The organism is Massilia sp. CFBP 13721 (assembly GCF_014842025.1).
Lineage (GTDB): Bacteria > Pseudomonadota > Gammaproteobacteria > Burkholderiales > Burkholderiaceae_D > Telluria.
Window position 1 is genome coordinate 212,567 of the sequence record NZ_JACYUY010000003.1, and the last position, 14,384, is coordinate 226,950.

Here is a 14,384-nt window from a genome sequence, read left to right on the forward strand (position 1 = left end):
CATATTGATTACCTAACCGAATATGCATGAGTGCCAGGGACCGGACAAATACGTTTTTTGTTCCGTATTTATAGCGTCAGCCTCTGAATCGCCCCAAAACCGTGCTTTGTGCCGTACTGCAGGAGGATTTCCCCGCGCAAATCACAGGCGGGATTATACGGAAGGCATTCTTCACTGAAATATTTTGATAAATATTTTCGACATTCCCGATGGCGGCTGCGGGAATCTGTGGCGACCTCGCCACAGATGTTAGCTTTGCGCTAACTTTTGTCGTGTCCACGATGGTGCAGCGCAAGGTGCAATCGTGAAAAAGCCTTAACAACGGCAGCCGTGCTGCCGTTGTTAATTAACCTCATTATTTCGTCGTGCGTCGTACCGGCACAACGGTTTTTGCCAGGTTCGCGATCGTCGCTTCGAAGGCGGCGAAGCGGGCGTCGAGCTGGCGCGTCAGGCGCGTCTTGTCGGCGGTCGGCAGGAAGGCGTAGCGCACGCTGTTGTACGAAGTCTTCTTCAGTTCCGCATAGTCCGGCTTGTAGCGGCTGGCGAACAGCACGTATTCCTGCGACAGCGTGTGGCGCGTGACCCCGGCGTCGTCGGTCGAGATCACGTACGGCACGCCGTACTTGCGGTACATGGTGACCGGATGGTTTTCGCCCTTGATGCCGCTAATGAAACCGTTCGAGGTCAGGTTGATTTCGACCGGGATATCCTTCTCGCGCATGGTGCGCAGGATGGCCGGCGCATTCGCTTCGTGCGCCAGGTCGATGCCGTGGCCGATGCGGTCGGCGCCGGCCACCGTCAAGGCCTGGTCGATGTGGAATTTCAGTCCTTCCGGCGGCACTTCGCCGAGGCCAAGTTCGCCAGCGTGCATGGCCACCTTGACCTGCGGGTAGGCTTTTTTGAGGAAGCCGAACATCTTCATGTGCAGCGCATAGTCACGCATCGACACGTTGGTGCTTTCCTGGCCGACGATGTTCACGCCGACCACCTTGCCGCCGATCGAGGCGGATTTAAAGGCGGCGACCATCGAGGAAAACACCTGCGACGGGTTCAGCAAACGCAGCACGTAGGTCTGGTAGCGCATGGTGAAGCGTTCATCGTCGATGCCGGCGGCGGCCTGGTCGATCTTGGCGACGAAGTCGGCGACCGATTTGGCAAAGGCCGGATCACGATCGAAGCCTTCCATGGCTTTCTGCAGTTCTGCATTCAGGCCCGCGTCGTCGTTCACCAGCTGCCAGGCCTTGTCGTCGAACTCGGCGTTGGCGACGGCCGGCGCCATCTTGAACATGGTCTCGATATAGCTGACGTTTTCGGCGATTGCGCGCTTTTTCAGTTCCTGCAGGCCTTCCGCGAAATTCGCGTTCGAGACCGGGCCGAAGTAGCCGAAGGTCTGGAAGAACAGGCGGTCCGGCGGCGGGTTGATCACGCCGTGGTTATCGAAGTCCTTGTTCGACCAGCGCTGCACCAGCTCGCGCCAGGTGTGGTCGTCGGCATAGACTTCGGTGCTGTTCAGGCAGTTGCGTTCCTTGGGCGCCTTGGCGCGCTCGGCGGCAACCTTGGCCTTGTCGGTCTCGACGCGGTAGGTCTGCTTGTTGACGCACAGGCCCTGGCGGTCGAGGAAGTCGAGGTATTGCTCGACATAGATCGAACCGGAGTAATGGTGATGCAGGTCGCCGCCCTTGGGCATCTGCGTGAAGAACATGGTCAGCTCGGCCAGCTTCGGCTCGGCGCCGGCGATCAGCGCGGCGTAATGACGGCTGGTGGCCGCTTCGTTGGCCTGGCGCGATGCGGTCGCCGGCTCTTTCGCCATAGCGGCTGGCGCGGCGGCGACAGCCAGGGCAACGAGCAGGCTGCGGCGCAATAGGTTCTGCATGAAAGGACTTTCGTGTTGGGTTGACGTGGCCGCCGGCGCGGCTGCGCAACTGTAACGGCTTCGTTCCGGATTGGCAATGCGGTGTTCTTGTGCTGGCGGGAGGCCGTGACGATATTGGGGCGCAGAGTCTCACGCGGGCATGCCCGCCCTACGGAGCACCCCGGTCTACATCGAACATTGTTGACCGTTGCGTAACGTAGGGCGGGCATGCCCGCGCAAACACCCAAAACACCGATAACGTCTCAGGCACCCGCCCCACTGCGCTCGTGCACCTTCACACCCGCCGCATACGTCGCGCGGATTGCGCGGTCATCCCCCAGCAGCGCCAGCGCGAACAGCTGCTCTTCCAGCGAATTGCAGTGCGCACTGCGCCGCGCCAGCAGCGGCGTCGATTTCGGGTCGAGCACGATGAAATCGGCTTCCGCCCCGACCGCGAAACTGCCGATCGTGCCTTCCAGGTCCATCGCGCGCGCCGCGCCCAGGGTGGCGAGATAAAACATGCGCAGCGCCGGCAGGTAGCTGCCCTTCAGGCGCGCCACTTTATAGGCTTCGTTCATCGTCTGCAGCATCGAGAACGAGGTGCCGGCGCCGACGTCGGTGCCGAGCGTGACCAGGGCGCCGGCGCCGTCGGCCTTTTCGAAGTCGAACAGGCCGCTGCCGAGGAACAGGTTCGAGGTCGGGCACACCGAGGCCGCCGAACCGGTCGCCGCCATGCGCGCGAAGTCTTCATCGTCGAGCCAGATGCAGTGGCCGAACAGTGCGCGCGGGCGCATCAGGCCGTAGCCGTCGTACACATCAAGATAGCTGCGCGCCTGCGGATACAGTTCGCGTACCCAGTTCACCTCGTCCTGGTTTTCAGAAACGTGGGTCTGGATGAAGGTGTCCGGATAGGCTTGCGCCAGTTCGGCGATGGCACCCAACTGCGCCGGGCTGGAGGTAGGCGCGAAGCGCGGCGTGATCGCGTACAGCGAGCGCGCGTGCTTGTGCCACTTGTTGATCAGCGCTTCGCTCTCGCCGATGCTGCCGTCCAGGTCGCGCAGGAAGTCCGGGCAATTCCGGTCCATCAGCACCTTGCCGGCCACCATGCGCAGGTTGCGCGCTTCGCTGGCCTCGAAAAAGGCGTCGACCGACTCGCGGTGCACGGTGCAGTAGACCACGGCCGTGGTGGTGCCGCAGCGGGTCAGCTCGTCGAGGAAGAATTCGGCGGTGGCGCGGGCGTGCACCGGGTCGGCGAACTGGCGCTCGGTCGGAAAGGTATAGGTTTCCAGCCAGGGCAGCAGGCCCGGCGCCGGGGAGGCGATCATGTCCGTCTGCGGATAATGCAGGTGGGTGTCGATGAAGCCGGGCGTGATGATCTGGCCGCGGTAGTCGTGCGGCGCCAGGCCGGCCGGCAGCGTCGCGGCTAGCTGTGCATAGTCGCCGGCGGCCTTGACACGGCCGTCTTCGACGACCAGCAGGCCGTCTTCGTGCCAGGCATACGCGTCCTCGGTAAAAGCCGGGTCGGCGTGAAAATGCAGCAAGCTCGCACGGTAGGCTTGCACGGTGTTGGGTGCGGTGGACATCAGGTGGATTCCGAAGAAGCTTGAAGTTGGCTGGTGGCCGCGGCCTCCCAGACGGTGAGCAGTTGCGCCGCGACCGAGGCGGCAATCACGGCCGGCGCCTTGCCGGCAATGCCGGGCAGGCCGATCGGGCAGACCATGGCGTCGATGCGCGCGTCGGCGATGCCGCGCTCGCGCAGGCGGTGTTCGAACTGGCGGCGCTTGGTATCGGAGCCGATCAGGCCGAACCAGTCTCTCAGTTGCGTCATTATGGGACGCGACAGTATCGCGTTTGACAGGCGCAGGTCAAGTGCATGACTGTGTGTCATCACCAGGAAGGTGGTGCCGGGCGCGGCCTGTTCGGCCAGCGCCTCGGGGATGTCGGTCGCTTCGACCGTGACGTTGGCGGGTACTTCGGCCGGGAACAGGTCGTCGCGTTCGTCGACCCAGGTGACGCGGCACGGCAGCTCGGCCAGCGTGCGCACGATGGCTGCGCCGACGTGGCCCGCGCCGAACAGCATCAGGTGGGCGCGCGGGGCGAAGACGGCGTCGGCGAGCCAGCGGCGGCCGGTGGGGTCGGTGAAGACGTGGGTGCCCAAGGCGCGGTCGAAGGGGGGAACAGGATCGCCAGCGATGTGAACGCCATCGCCGTCAAACAAGGCCCAGGTGTCGGATGTAGGGTGGACGGGTTTCCCGTCCACGCGTTCAACGAACGTACGAACATCCGATTCCTTGACCGCACCACCGCCGGTTGAACGCGTGGACGGCGAAGCCGTCCACCCTACGATGCGCCAGGTATCAAGATGACGGCGCGCATCGAGCAAGGCCATCTGATCCCGATCCGCCACCTCGAACGCCAGGTGCGCAATCCCCCCACAGCACTGGCCCAGACTGGGACCCAGCGCAAAGCGCTCCAGCCGCGGCGCCCCGCCCTCCTGCAGCATCACGCGCGCCAGCTCGATCGCCCGGTGCTCTAGGTGCCCGCCCCCGATCGTTCCGGCAAAACCGTTCGCCGTGACCAGCATCTTCGCCCCCGGCTCGCGCGGCACGGAGCCTTCGACGATGGCGACCGTGACTAGCACGGCCGGCGCCCTGAGCGCGGCGGTGAGCCAATCGTCCATCACGCGCGCTGCTGGACTGCGGTTTCAACCGCGGCGATGGCGTCGAGGATCGCCTCGCTCGTCGCCGGCGCATTCAGGGGCGGATTGACCTGGTGGCCGCCAACCGAGGAGATCGCATCGCGAATCGCAAAGAACACCGAGAACGGCAGCAGCAGCGGCGGCTCGCCCACGGCTTTCGAGCGGTGGATGCTGTCTTCGACATTCCGGTTCTCGAACAAGCGCACCCGAAAATCCTGCGGACAGTCGGACACGCCCGGAATCTTGTAGGTCGACGGCGCGTGCGTCATGAGTTTACCGCCCGGGTTCCACCACAGTTCTTCGGTGGTCAGCCAGCCCATGCCCTGGATGAATGCGCCTTCGACCTGGCCGATGTCGATGGCAGGATTGAGCGAATTGCCGGCGTCGTACAACGCATCGGCGCGCAGCAGCTTCCATTCGCCGGTGAGCGTATCGACCACCACTTCGGCGGTCGCCGCGCCGTAGGCAAAGTAGGAGAACGGGCGGCCGTTCATGGTTTTGGCATCCCACGACAGGCCGGGCGTCGCATAGAAGCCGTCCGACCACAGCTGCACGCGCGCCAGGTAAGCCTTCTGTACCAGATGCGGGAACGGCACTTCCATTGCGTTGACGAACACGGTATCGGCCGCGAAACGCACGTCCGCCGCCTCGCCGCCGTATTCTTTCGCCGCAAACGCCGCCAGGCGTTCCTTGATCTGGCGCGCTGCATCCTGCGCCGCCTTGCCGTTCAGGTCGGCCCCGGTCGATGCGGCCGTGGCCGAGGTATTCGCGACCTTGCTGGTATTGGTGGCGGTGGCGCGCACGTGGTCCATGTCGACGCCGAGTTCGTGCGCGACGACCTGCATCACCTTGGTGTTGATGCCCTGCCCCATCTCGGTGCCGCCATGGTTCACCATGATCGAACCGTCGACGTACACGTGCACCAGCGCGCCGGCCTGGTTCAGGTGGGTGACGTTGAAGGCGATGCCGAATTTGACCGGCGTGAGCGCCAGGCCTTTTTTGAGCACGGAACTGCTGGCGTTGAACGCGTCGATGGCTTCCCGGCGCGCGCGGTATTCGCTCGAGGTCTCTAACTCGGCCACCAGTTCGTGGATGACGTTGTCGACCACGGCCTGGCCATAGGGCGTGACGTTGCGCTCGGTCTTGCCGTAGAAGTTCAGCTTGCGGATGTCGAGCGGGTCGACCTTTAAATTACGCGCGATTTCATCCAGCACGTATTCCATCGCGATCGCGCCCTGCGGGCCGCCGAAGCCGCGGAAGGCGGTGTTCGATTGGGTATTGGTCTTGCCGCAGGCCGCGCGGATGTCGACGTCGGACAAATAGTATGCGTTGTCGTAGTGGCAGACGGCGCGCGTGGCGACCGGGCCGGACAGGTCGGCCGAGAAGCCGGCGCGCGACACCATGTCGACTTTCGCGGCCAGGATGCGGCCGTCGTCATCATGGCCGACTTCGTATTCGTAATAAAAGCAGTGGCGCTTGCCGGTAACGAGCATGTCGTCGTCGCGGTCGGCGCGCAGTTTTACGGGACGCTTCAGCTTGTGCGCCGCGATCGCGGCGCCGGCGGCCCACAAGGCCGATTGCGATTCCTTGCCGCCGAAGCCGCCCCCCATGCGGCGGCACTCGACCACGACGTGGTGCGAATGCAGGCCGAGCGCATGCGCGACGACGTGCTGCATCTCGCTCGGATGCTGGGTCGAGCACTGGACCAGCATGCCGTTGTCTTCGCCGGGGATCGCGTAGGCGATCTGGCCTTCGAGGTAAAACTGCTCCTGGCCGCCGACGTACAGCTTGCCGGCGACCTTGTGCGGCGCATTCGCGAATGCGGTTGCGGCGTCGCCGCGCGCCAGGCGCATCGGCGGCACCACATACGACTGGACGGCGTGCGCTTCCTGTGGAGTGAGGATGGCCGGCAGTTCTTCGTATGTCACTTTCGCCAGGCACGCGGCGCGGCGGGCGTTGTCGTGGGTGTCGGCGATCACGATGAAGACCGGCTGGCCGACGTATTCCACCTTGCCGTCGGCGAGGATCGGGTCGTCGTGGATGATCGGGCCGCAATCGTTGGTGCCGGGGATGTCTTTGACGGTGAGCACCGACACCACGCCGCGCGCGGCGCGCACGGGCGCGAGGTCCAGCGCGACGATATTGGCGTGCGGCTTGCTCGACAAGCCAAAGGCGGCATGCAGCGTGCCCGCGACTTCGGCGATGTCGTCGGTATAGGTGGCCTGGCCGAGCACGTGCAAAGTTGCCGATTCGTGCGGGCGGGCGCGGCCGACCGCTGCCCACGCCGCCGCTTTCATTGCTGGTGCGCCTGCGTCGTTCATGATGATCTCTCCTTACGCCGTGGCAGCGAATGCGTTGACTGCGCTTGGCGGCAGCGGATTATCGAGGCGGGTTTCGAGCCAGAAGCGGCGCAGCAGGTTTTGCGCGGTCTTCATGCGATAAGCGCTCGATGCGCGCATGTCGGACAGCGGTGCGTAATCCTGGGCCAGCGCGGCCATTGCCTCTTGCAGCGCTGCTTCGTTCCACACACGGCCGTTCAACAGCGCTTCGGCACTGGCGGCGCGCTTCGGTGTTGCGGCCATGCCGCCAAAGGCGATGCGCGCCTCCGTGACGGTAGCGCCGTCGAGCGTCAATGCGAACGCTGCGCAGACGGCCGAGATGTCCTGGTCGAAGCGCTTGGCCAGTTTATAGGTCCGGAAGCGCACCTCCGTGCGCGGCAGCGGCACGCGCAATGCGGCGACGATTTCGTCGGCCTGCAAATCCTTCTGCTGGTAGCCAAGATAAAAATCTTCCAGCGCCAGTTCGCGTTCGCCGGCGCCACCGCGCAACACCAGGCGCGCGCCGAGCGCGATCAGCCAGGGCATCGAATCGCCGATCGGCGAGCCGTTGGCGACGTTGCCGCCCAGGGTGCCGGCGTTGCGGATCGGCAGCGAAGCGAAGCGCTGCCACATCTCCGCCAGTTCGGCCGGATAGTGGCGGCAGACGGCCGCGTAGGCGTCCTGCAGCGTGACGCCGGCGCCGATCTCGAGCACGCCGTCCCGCTCCGCCACCGATTTCAATTCGGCGACGTTGCCGATGTAGATGATGTCGTTCAGTTCGCGCATCTGCTTCGTGACCCACAGGCCGACGTCGGTCGAGCCGGCCAGGATCAGCGCTTGCGGGTTGGCGCTGCGCAGCGCGACGAGTTCATCCAGCGTGCGCGGTGCGTGGAAACTGCGGCCTTCGAAAGCATACGTATGCAATTCGCCACGCTGCAGCGACCGCAACGCATCCGCCACCGCGGCGCGGTCGAATTCGGCGCGCGGCAATTCCAGCATGCGCCCGGCCGCCTCGATGATCGGGCGGTAGCCGGTGCAACGGCACAGGTTGCCGGACAGCGCATCGTCGACCTGGCAGCGCGAAGGCTGTTGTCCTTCCTGTTTCAAATACATGCCCCACAGCGACATCGCGAACCCCGGCGTGCAGAAACCGCATTGCGAGCCATGGCATTCGACCAGCGCCTGCTGCACCGGGTGCAAACGGCCGTCGGGCAGCTGCAGGTCTTCGACCGTGAACAGCGCCTTGCCGTCGAGCGTGGGCGTGAACTGGATGCAGGAATTGACCGCCTTCAGTTCCAGTTGTCCATTTTCCAGCGAACCGACCACCACGGTGCAGGCGCCGCAGTCGCCTTCGGCGCAGCCTTCCTTGGTACCGGTGCAGCGCAAATCCTCCCGCAGGTGTTGCAGGATGGTTTGCGTCGGCGCCACGCCGGTCACTTCGTGGACGGCGTTGCGGAAATAAAAGCGGATCGGTTCGGCCATGCTTGCCTCGGATTGGTAGCAGCGTGCAGGATACCCTGTCCGGGCCTCGGGCAACTATATCGAATTAATGATTTTGATTATCGTCAAATCGACATATCAACCGGCGAACGGATGGGTGTTTTTCCAGTGCTCGGCGATGTCGATGCGGCGCGTGACCCATACCTGTTCGTACTGCAACACATAATCGAGGAAACGTGCCAGCGCGGCGGCGCGCGCCGGCCGCCCGGCGATGCGGCAATGCAGGCCGATCGACAGCATTTTAGGCGCGTTCAGGCCTTGCGGGTCGCCTTCCGCATATAGCACGTCGAAGGCATCTTTCAGGTAATCGAAAAACTGGGTGCCGGAATTAAAACCCTGCATCGCGGCAAAGCGCATGTCGTTGGTGTCGAGGGTATAGGGCACGACCAGATGCGGTGTGGTGCGCGCGGCGCCGTCCGGCCCCATGTGCGTCACCTGCTGCCAGAACGGCAGGTCGTCGCCATAGTAATCGGCGTCGTAGGCGAAGCCGCCATGCTCGACCACCAGGCGCCGCGTATTCGGCGAATCGCGCCCGGTGTACCAGCCGAGCGGCGCCGCGCCGGTCAGCTCGCGCAGGATGGCCACCGCCTCCGCCATATGGGCGCGCTCGGTGGCTTCGTCGACGTTCTGGTACGAAATCCAGCGCAGGCCGTGGCAGGCGATTTCGTGGCCGAGTTCGCGGAAAGCGGCCACCGCTTCCGGATTGCGCTGCAGCGCCATTGCCACACCGAACACCGTCAGCGGCAACTTTCTCTCTTCGAACATGCGCAGCAGGCGCCACAGGCCGGCGCGCGAACCGTATTCGTAGAGCGATTCCATGCTCATGTGGCGCATCGGAAAAGCTTGCGCCCCTATGATTTCGGATAAAAAAGTCTCCGAATTCGGATCCCCGTGCAAGGTCGAGTTCTCGCCGCCCTCCTCATAGTTGAGCACGAACTGCAGGGCGATGCGCGCCCGGCCCGGCCATTGCGGATGCGGTGGCGTGCGGCCGTAGCCGGTCATGTCGCGCGGATAATCTGGATGCATGGGGGAGCCGGGAATGAAAGGTATATCGTCGATCATATATTGATGGATCAGCACCGGTATATGATCGACCAGATACACAGGTTCAGCACCTACATATAGGGGAAACGATGGGCAAACTCAGCACCCATGTGCTCGATACCGCGCACGGCCGGCCGGCCGCGGGCGTCGCGATCGCGCTGTATGCCGTTGACGGCGACAGTCGCCGCCTGCTGGTGCAGGCAACGACCAATGCCGATGGGCGCTGCGATGCGCCCCTGCTGGCCGGCGAGGCCTTGCAGGCGGGACGCTACGAACTGGTGTTTGCTGCCGGCGATTATTTTGCGGCGCAAGGGGTGGATTTGCCCGAGCCGCGTTTTGTCGATCGGGTGACGATTGCGTTTGGGGTGGCCGATCCGGGGCAGAATTATCATGTGCCGCTGGTAGTGACGCCGTGGTCGTATTCGACGTATCGGGGGAGTTAAGCGGTTTGCATATCGCTGGGTGTTTGCTGGCGTATAGGCGTGCAAAAGAAGGCCGTGGAGCCATTGAAGCCAGTGGCTTCAATGGCAAATCCACCCTACATTCTTGGAATTCGAGGCACCGTGGCGAAGTTTTATTAGGTCCCTTTTCCGACAAAACATTGTTATCCTGAGCGTTCACGACAGGAGGGACCAATGGCTTTGCACATTGTTCATTTCATCGGACCGATCAACCACCAGTCGGCCTGCAGCGTGCGCAACATGTGCCTGCAGGCGTTGCAGAACGGGGCCACCGAGATCGAGCTGCACATGTCGACCGAAGGCGGCAACATGACCTCCGGCTTCGCCCTGTATTACTTCCTGAAATCGCTGCCGATCCCGCTGACCACCTTCAATATCGGCAGCGTGGAATCGGTCGGCGTCGTCATCTTCCTGGCCGGCGCGAAACGCTTTGCCTGTCCGGGCGCGCGCTTCCTGGTGCACCCGCTGCACTGGGGCTTCGGCAACCTGGTGGCGGCCGACCATTCGCGCGTGTCGGAGTGGCGCGAATGCCTCGACTTCGACGCCGAACGCTATGCCGCCATCTACGACGAAGCCACGCGCGGCGCGGCCGAAGCGCACGACATCCGCCCTCACCTGTTCGGCAATGCGCGCATCTATACGGCCGAGCAAGCCGTGCGCGCCGGGCTGATCCATGAAGCGGTGCAGGCGCGCCTGCCGGAGATGGGCGCCACTTCGCACTGGTGGAATTGATTTATATAGTTGCTAAAAATCAATAAATTAGCGTAAATACACTACTCTGCGCTTCTCCTGTTTCTACAAAACAACATCACACATTGTAACGCCGGGTTTTGCTGACTTGCGGTGGGCTTTTGCTTGTCATCACTTTTTCCGTGTGGATACAATGATTTCAGTCAAATCACGCTTTCGGGCGCTGACGCTCTCATCAAGAAGTACCTTTTATAAACTCTGCATCCGTTACAGGCCGTCTTATGAATAAGCAGTTTTTTGTGGCCGTGCTGGCCCTGCCGCTGGCACTGTCATCGGCTTTCGCGCAGGACGCGCAAGGCCCAACGGTCAAGATCAGCGGCTTCGGTACCGGCGCCCTTACCTGGACCAATACCGACCAGGCCGAATTCGGCCGTCCCAACCAGGCCGCCGGCGCCCGTAAAAGCCCGCGCACTGGCGTCGATTCGAACCTCGGCCTGCAAGCCGACATCGGCGTCAACAGCTGGCTCTCGTTCACCGCGCAAGGCCTGGTGCGCCGCGATGCCGAAGACGACTTCGGCGCCGAACTGGCCTGGGCCTTCGCCAAGGCCCGCATCAACGACCAGTTCAGCGTGCGCGTGGGCCGCATCGGCCTGCCGGCATTCATGATTTCGGACTACCGCAACGTCGGCTATGCCAACAACTTCCTGCGTCCGCCGGGCGAGATGTATTCGCAAGTGCCGTTCAACAGTCTCGACGGCATCGACGCGACGTACCAGCACAGCTTCGGCGACACCAGCGTCACCGGCCAACTGGCCTATGGCGCCACCGAAGCGAAGATCGCCGGCGGCGTCACCGGCAAGGGCAAGCACATGGCGGCCCTGAATATCGTCGCCGAACATGGGCCGTTCACCGCCCGCTTCGGCCGCGTCGATGCCGACATCTCGATCACCGGTTCGGCCACGCTGGCCACGCTGCTGGGCGGCCTGCGCGCCGCCGGCAGCGGCTACCGCTTGCCGCAACTGAACGCGATGGCCGACCAGATCGACCCGGCCGACAAGAAAGCCTCGTTCACCTCGCTGGGTCTGGGCATGGACTGGAACGACGTCGTCGTCCAGACCGAATTCGCCAAGCGCAAAACGGACAGCTACGTCAACGACACTACCTCCTGGTACGTGATGGGCGGCTACCGCATCGGCAAGGTCCTGCCCTACTTCATCCAGGGCAAAGTGACGATCGACGGCTTCCCGGCCAACGCCGTGCCGGCCGCCTGCCCGGCCGGCTATCCGGCCGCCTGCGGCCCGACCCTGGCCGCCTTGCGCGCCGGCGCCAACCGCCTGCCCTACAGCGGCATCGGCCAGGGCGAACAGAGCACGACCTCGATCGGCGTGCGCTGGGACTTCTACCCGTCGCTGGCATTCAAGGCGCAGGTCGACCGCATCAAGCCGGCCAGCGGCAGCGGCCTGCTGCTGAACGCCGCACCCGGCTTCAACCGCGACGTGACCGTCGGCGCCGTCGCCATCGACTTCGTCTTTTAAGGAGCCGCCATGCACACCCTGTTGAAAGCGGCCATCGCCGCAGCAGTCCTGGGCGCTTCGCTGCCGGCATTCGCCGAAGTCGTCGTCGTGGTCAACCCGAAGGCGGCCGAATCGACGCTGTCGAAAGAGCAGATCGCCCAGTTCTTCCTCGGTAAATCGAGCAGCATGACCCCGATCGACCAGCCGGAAGACGCGCCGGTCCGCGCCGAATTCTACAAAAAGGTGACCGACAAGGAAGCCTCGCAGGCTAAGGCCCTGTGGTCGAAGCTGGTCTTCACCGGCAAGGCCACGCTGCCGAAGGAAGCCGCCAACAGCGCCGCCGTCAAGGCTGCCGTTGCCGCCAACCCGAAGGCGATCGGCTACATCGAAAAGAGCGCCGTCGACGCCAGCGTCAAGGTGGTCTTCAGCGCGCCGTAACAGCGCGCTTTATCAAGAAGCCAGCCCTGCCCGCTCATCAGCCGGCAGGGCTTTCCGCCTGAAAGCGCAGGGAGCTTGCGCCATCCATTGTCAGCCGCACGTTGAAAGAGACGAGAACATGAGCATCAAACGCAGGATCTGGGCATTACCGGTCATTTCGACCCTGATCTTCGGCCTCGGCGTCGGCATTTCCGCGACCATCGCCAACCAGGCCCTGGAATCGATCAACTCCACCGAACGGATCGACTATCCGGTGCTCGACGCCGCGAAGGCGCTCACGCTCGAGGTGAAGGACATCACCGACGGCCTGATGGACGCGGTCAGCGAAGGCGACAAAGAACGCATCGGCGCGGTCGGCAAGCAGGCCGAGGCGGTCCGCACCCACTTGCAACAGTTCGGCCGCATCGACGGCCAGGCCGCGAACGGCGCGCGCCTGCTCAAGGAATTCAACGACTACTATGCGCCGGCGCTGTCCGCCGCGCGCATCATGCTCGAACTCGAACAGGGCGACCCGCAAGCCGTGGTGCCGGCAATGCAGACCACGCTCGCCACGCTCACCAGGGACCTGGAGCAGACCCAGGCCAGCGCGAAGGCGCAGTTCAAGGCCGGCATCGCCAGCAGCGAAGCGAACGTGCGCCGCGTGCTGTGGACCATGATCCTGACCGCGCTGGTGGTGGTCGCGTCGCTGGCGCTGGTGTCGTGGATCGTGGTGCGCGCCATCTGGCAGCAGCTCGGCGGCGAACCGGAATATGCGCGCCAGATCGCCGGCGCCGTGGCCGCGGGCGACCTGGCCATGGAGATCCACACCGGCGCGCACGACAAGACCAGCCTGCTGGCGTCGCTCAAGGACATGCGCACGCGCCTGGCGACGATGGTCGCCGAGATCAAGACCTCGGCCGAGACGATTGCGGTCGCCAGCGCCGAAATCGCCAGCGGCAACGCCGACCTGGCCGGCCGCACCGAATCGCAGGCCTCGAACCTGGAGCGCACCGCACGTGCCATGGACGAACTGACCGGCGCCGTGCGCCAGAACGCGGCCAACGCCAATGAAGCGAATGCGCTGGTGGTGTCGGCCAGCGACATCGCCAGTCGTGGCGGGCAAGTCGTGGGTGGCGTGGTCAGCACGATGGGCGACATTAACAGCTCGGCCAGGAAGATCGTCGAGATCATCGCGGTCATCGACGGCATCGCCTTCCAGACCAACATCCTGGCACTGAACGCGGCCGTGGAGGCGGCGCGCGCCGGTGAACAGGGCCGCGGCTTCGCGGTCGTGGCGGGAGAAGTACGCAACCTGGCCCAGCGCAGCGCCGCGGCGGCGAAAGAAATCAAGGAACTGATCGGCGACTCGGTCGCCAAGGTCAACGCCGGCAGCGCGCTGGTCGACCAGGCCGGTGTGACGATGGGCCAGATCGTCGACTCGGTCAGGAAGGTGCACGACATCATGGCGGAGATCACGCTCGCCGGGCAGCGCCAGAGCGAAGGCATCGAAGACATCGGCCGCGCGATCGACAGCATGGACGAGATGACGCAACAGAACTCGGCCCTGGTTGAGGAAGCGTCGGCGGCGGCCGAATCGCTGACCGAGCAGACCGGGCAATTGAATGGGGCGCTGTCGGTGTTCAAGCTGGCCGCGCAGGCGGATGCGCCGGCGCCGGGTGGGCGGACGGCGCGGCTGGCGCTGCGGTAGTAGGGTGGGGTAATTGAGGCCAGTGGCCTCAATTACGTGCCCACGCGTGAAGCCGGCATCGTATTGGCGGGGTCTTTTATAAAACAAAGCCAACACCTTGCAACGTTTACGCGTGGGCACGGGGCGCCCACCCTACATGGTTGACGTACCGCCAACACCCGTAATCTAAACGCCAACAAACT

At 64.0% G+C, this 14,384-nt stretch carries 11 protein-coding genes; 5 read left to right on the forward strand and 6 right to left on the reverse strand.

Annotated elements, in window-relative coordinates; translation table 11 throughout:
- Positions 1 to 355: 355 nt before the first annotated feature.
- From IFT60_RS04020 to puuE, 6 genes are all read right to left on the reverse strand, one after another.
- The gene (locus IFT60_RS04020) at positions 356 to 1,873 is read right to left on the reverse strand and encodes an amidohydrolase family protein (protein WP_192049736.1); all 1,518 of its coding nucleotides are present in this window, start codon (positions 1,871 to 1,873) and stop codon (positions 356 to 358) included.
- Positions 1,874 to 2,115: 242 nt separating this feature from the next.
- A complete protein-coding gene (guaD, locus tag IFT60_RS04025; RefSeq protein ID WP_192049738.1) occupies positions 2,116 to 3,435 on the reverse strand; it encodes a guanine deaminase in 1,320 nt (439 codons plus the stop codon).
- Complete coding sequence (gene xdhC / locus IFT60_RS04030; RefSeq protein WP_192049740.1) at positions 3,435 to 4,532, reverse strand: xanthine dehydrogenase accessory protein XdhC; 1,098 nt, start codon at positions 4,530 to 4,532, stop codon at positions 3,435 to 3,437. The genes guaD and xdhC overlap by 1 nt, the downstream gene beginning before the upstream one ends.
- On the reverse strand, positions 4,532 to 6,871 hold the full coding sequence (xdhB, locus tag IFT60_RS04035; protein ID WP_192049743.1) for a xanthine dehydrogenase molybdopterin binding subunit: 2,340 nt from the start codon (positions 6,869 to 6,871) through the stop codon (positions 4,532 to 4,534). Before xdhB ends, xdhC begins: the two co-directional genes overlap by 1 nt.
- Before the next feature lie 12 nt (positions 6,872 to 6,883).
- Complete coding sequence (gene xdhA, locus IFT60_RS04040; RefSeq protein ID WP_192049745.1) at positions 6,884 to 8,350, reverse strand: xanthine dehydrogenase small subunit; 1,467 nt, start codon at positions 8,348 to 8,350, stop codon at positions 6,884 to 6,886.
- Between the two features lie 96 nt (positions 8,351 to 8,446).
- Complete coding sequence (puuE, locus tag IFT60_RS04045) at positions 8,447 to 9,394, reverse strand: allantoinase PuuE (RefSeq protein WP_192049747.1); 948 nt, start codon at positions 9,392 to 9,394, stop codon at positions 8,447 to 8,449.
- A 107-nt stretch (positions 9,395 to 9,501) separates the two neighbouring features.
- On the opposite strand from puuE, the gene uraH reads away from it, so the two are divergent.
- The 5 genes from uraH to IFT60_RS04070 all read left to right on the forward strand — a co-directional run bounded on the left by uraH (position 9,502) and on the right by IFT60_RS04070 (position 14,202).
- The gene (gene uraH / locus IFT60_RS04050; protein ID WP_192049749.1) at positions 9,502 to 9,855 is read left to right on the forward strand and encodes a hydroxyisourate hydrolase; all 354 of its coding nucleotides are present in this window, start codon (positions 9,502 to 9,504) and stop codon (positions 9,853 to 9,855) included.
- 192 nt (positions 9,856 to 10,047) lie between these two features.
- Positions 10,048 to 10,605, forward strand: a complete 558-nt coding sequence (locus IFT60_RS04055) for a ClpP family protease (protein WP_192049751.1) — start codon at positions 10,048 to 10,050, stop codon at positions 10,603 to 10,605.
- A gap of 239 nt (positions 10,606 to 10,844) precedes the next feature.
- On the forward strand, positions 10,845 to 12,098 hold the full coding sequence (locus IFT60_RS04060; protein ID WP_192049753.1) for a hypothetical protein: 1,254 nt from the start codon (positions 10,845 to 10,847) through the stop codon (positions 12,096 to 12,098).
- Positions 12,099 to 12,107: 9 nt separating this feature from the next.
- Entirely contained in the window at positions 12,108 to 12,515 is a 408-nt protein-coding gene (locus tag IFT60_RS04065) for a hypothetical protein (protein ID WP_192049755.1), read from the forward strand.
- A gap of 118 nt (positions 12,516 to 12,633) precedes the next feature.
- A complete protein-coding gene (locus tag IFT60_RS04070; RefSeq protein ID WP_192049757.1) occupies positions 12,634 to 14,202 on the forward strand; it encodes a methyl-accepting chemotaxis protein in 1,569 nt (522 codons plus the stop codon).
- Positions 14,203 to 14,384: the final 182 nt, after the last annotated feature.

Coding starts and splice junctions, on each gene's coding strand:
- IFT60_RS04020 (WP_192049736.1), bottom strand. CDS start 1,873: ATGCAGAACCTATTGCGCCGCAGCCTGCTCGTTGCCCTGGCTGTCGCC.
- guaD (WP_192049738.1), bottom strand. CDS start 3,435: ATGTCCACCGCACCCAACACCGTGCAAGCCTACCGTGCGAGCTTGCTG.
- xdhC (WP_192049740.1), bottom strand. CDS start 4,532: ATGGACGATTGGCTCACCGCCGCGCTCAGGGCGCCGGCCGTGCTAGTC.
- xdhB (WP_192049743.1), bottom strand. CDS start 6,871: ATGAACGACGCAGGCGCACCAGCAATGAAAGCGGCGGCGTGGGCAGCG.
- xdhA (WP_192049745.1), bottom strand. CDS start 8,350: ATGGCCGAACCGATCCGCTTTTATTTCCGCAACGCCGTCCACGAAGTG.
- puuE (WP_192049747.1), bottom strand. CDS start 9,394: ATGCATCCAGATTATCCGCGCGACATGACCGGCTACGGCCGCACGCCA.
- uraH (WP_192049749.1), top strand. CDS start 9,502: ATGGGCAAACTCAGCACCCATGTGCTCGATACCGCGCACGGCCGGCCG.
- IFT60_RS04055 (WP_192049751.1), top strand. CDS start 10,048: ATGGCTTTGCACATTGTTCATTTCATCGGACCGATCAACCACCAGTCG.
- IFT60_RS04060 (WP_192049753.1), top strand. CDS start 10,845: ATGAATAAGCAGTTTTTTGTGGCCGTGCTGGCCCTGCCGCTGGCACTG.
- IFT60_RS04065 (WP_192049755.1), top strand. CDS start 12,108: ATGCACACCCTGTTGAAAGCGGCCATCGCCGCAGCAGTCCTGGGCGCT.
- IFT60_RS04070 (WP_192049757.1), top strand. CDS start 12,634: ATGAGCATCAAACGCAGGATCTGGGCATTACCGGTCATTTCGACCCTG.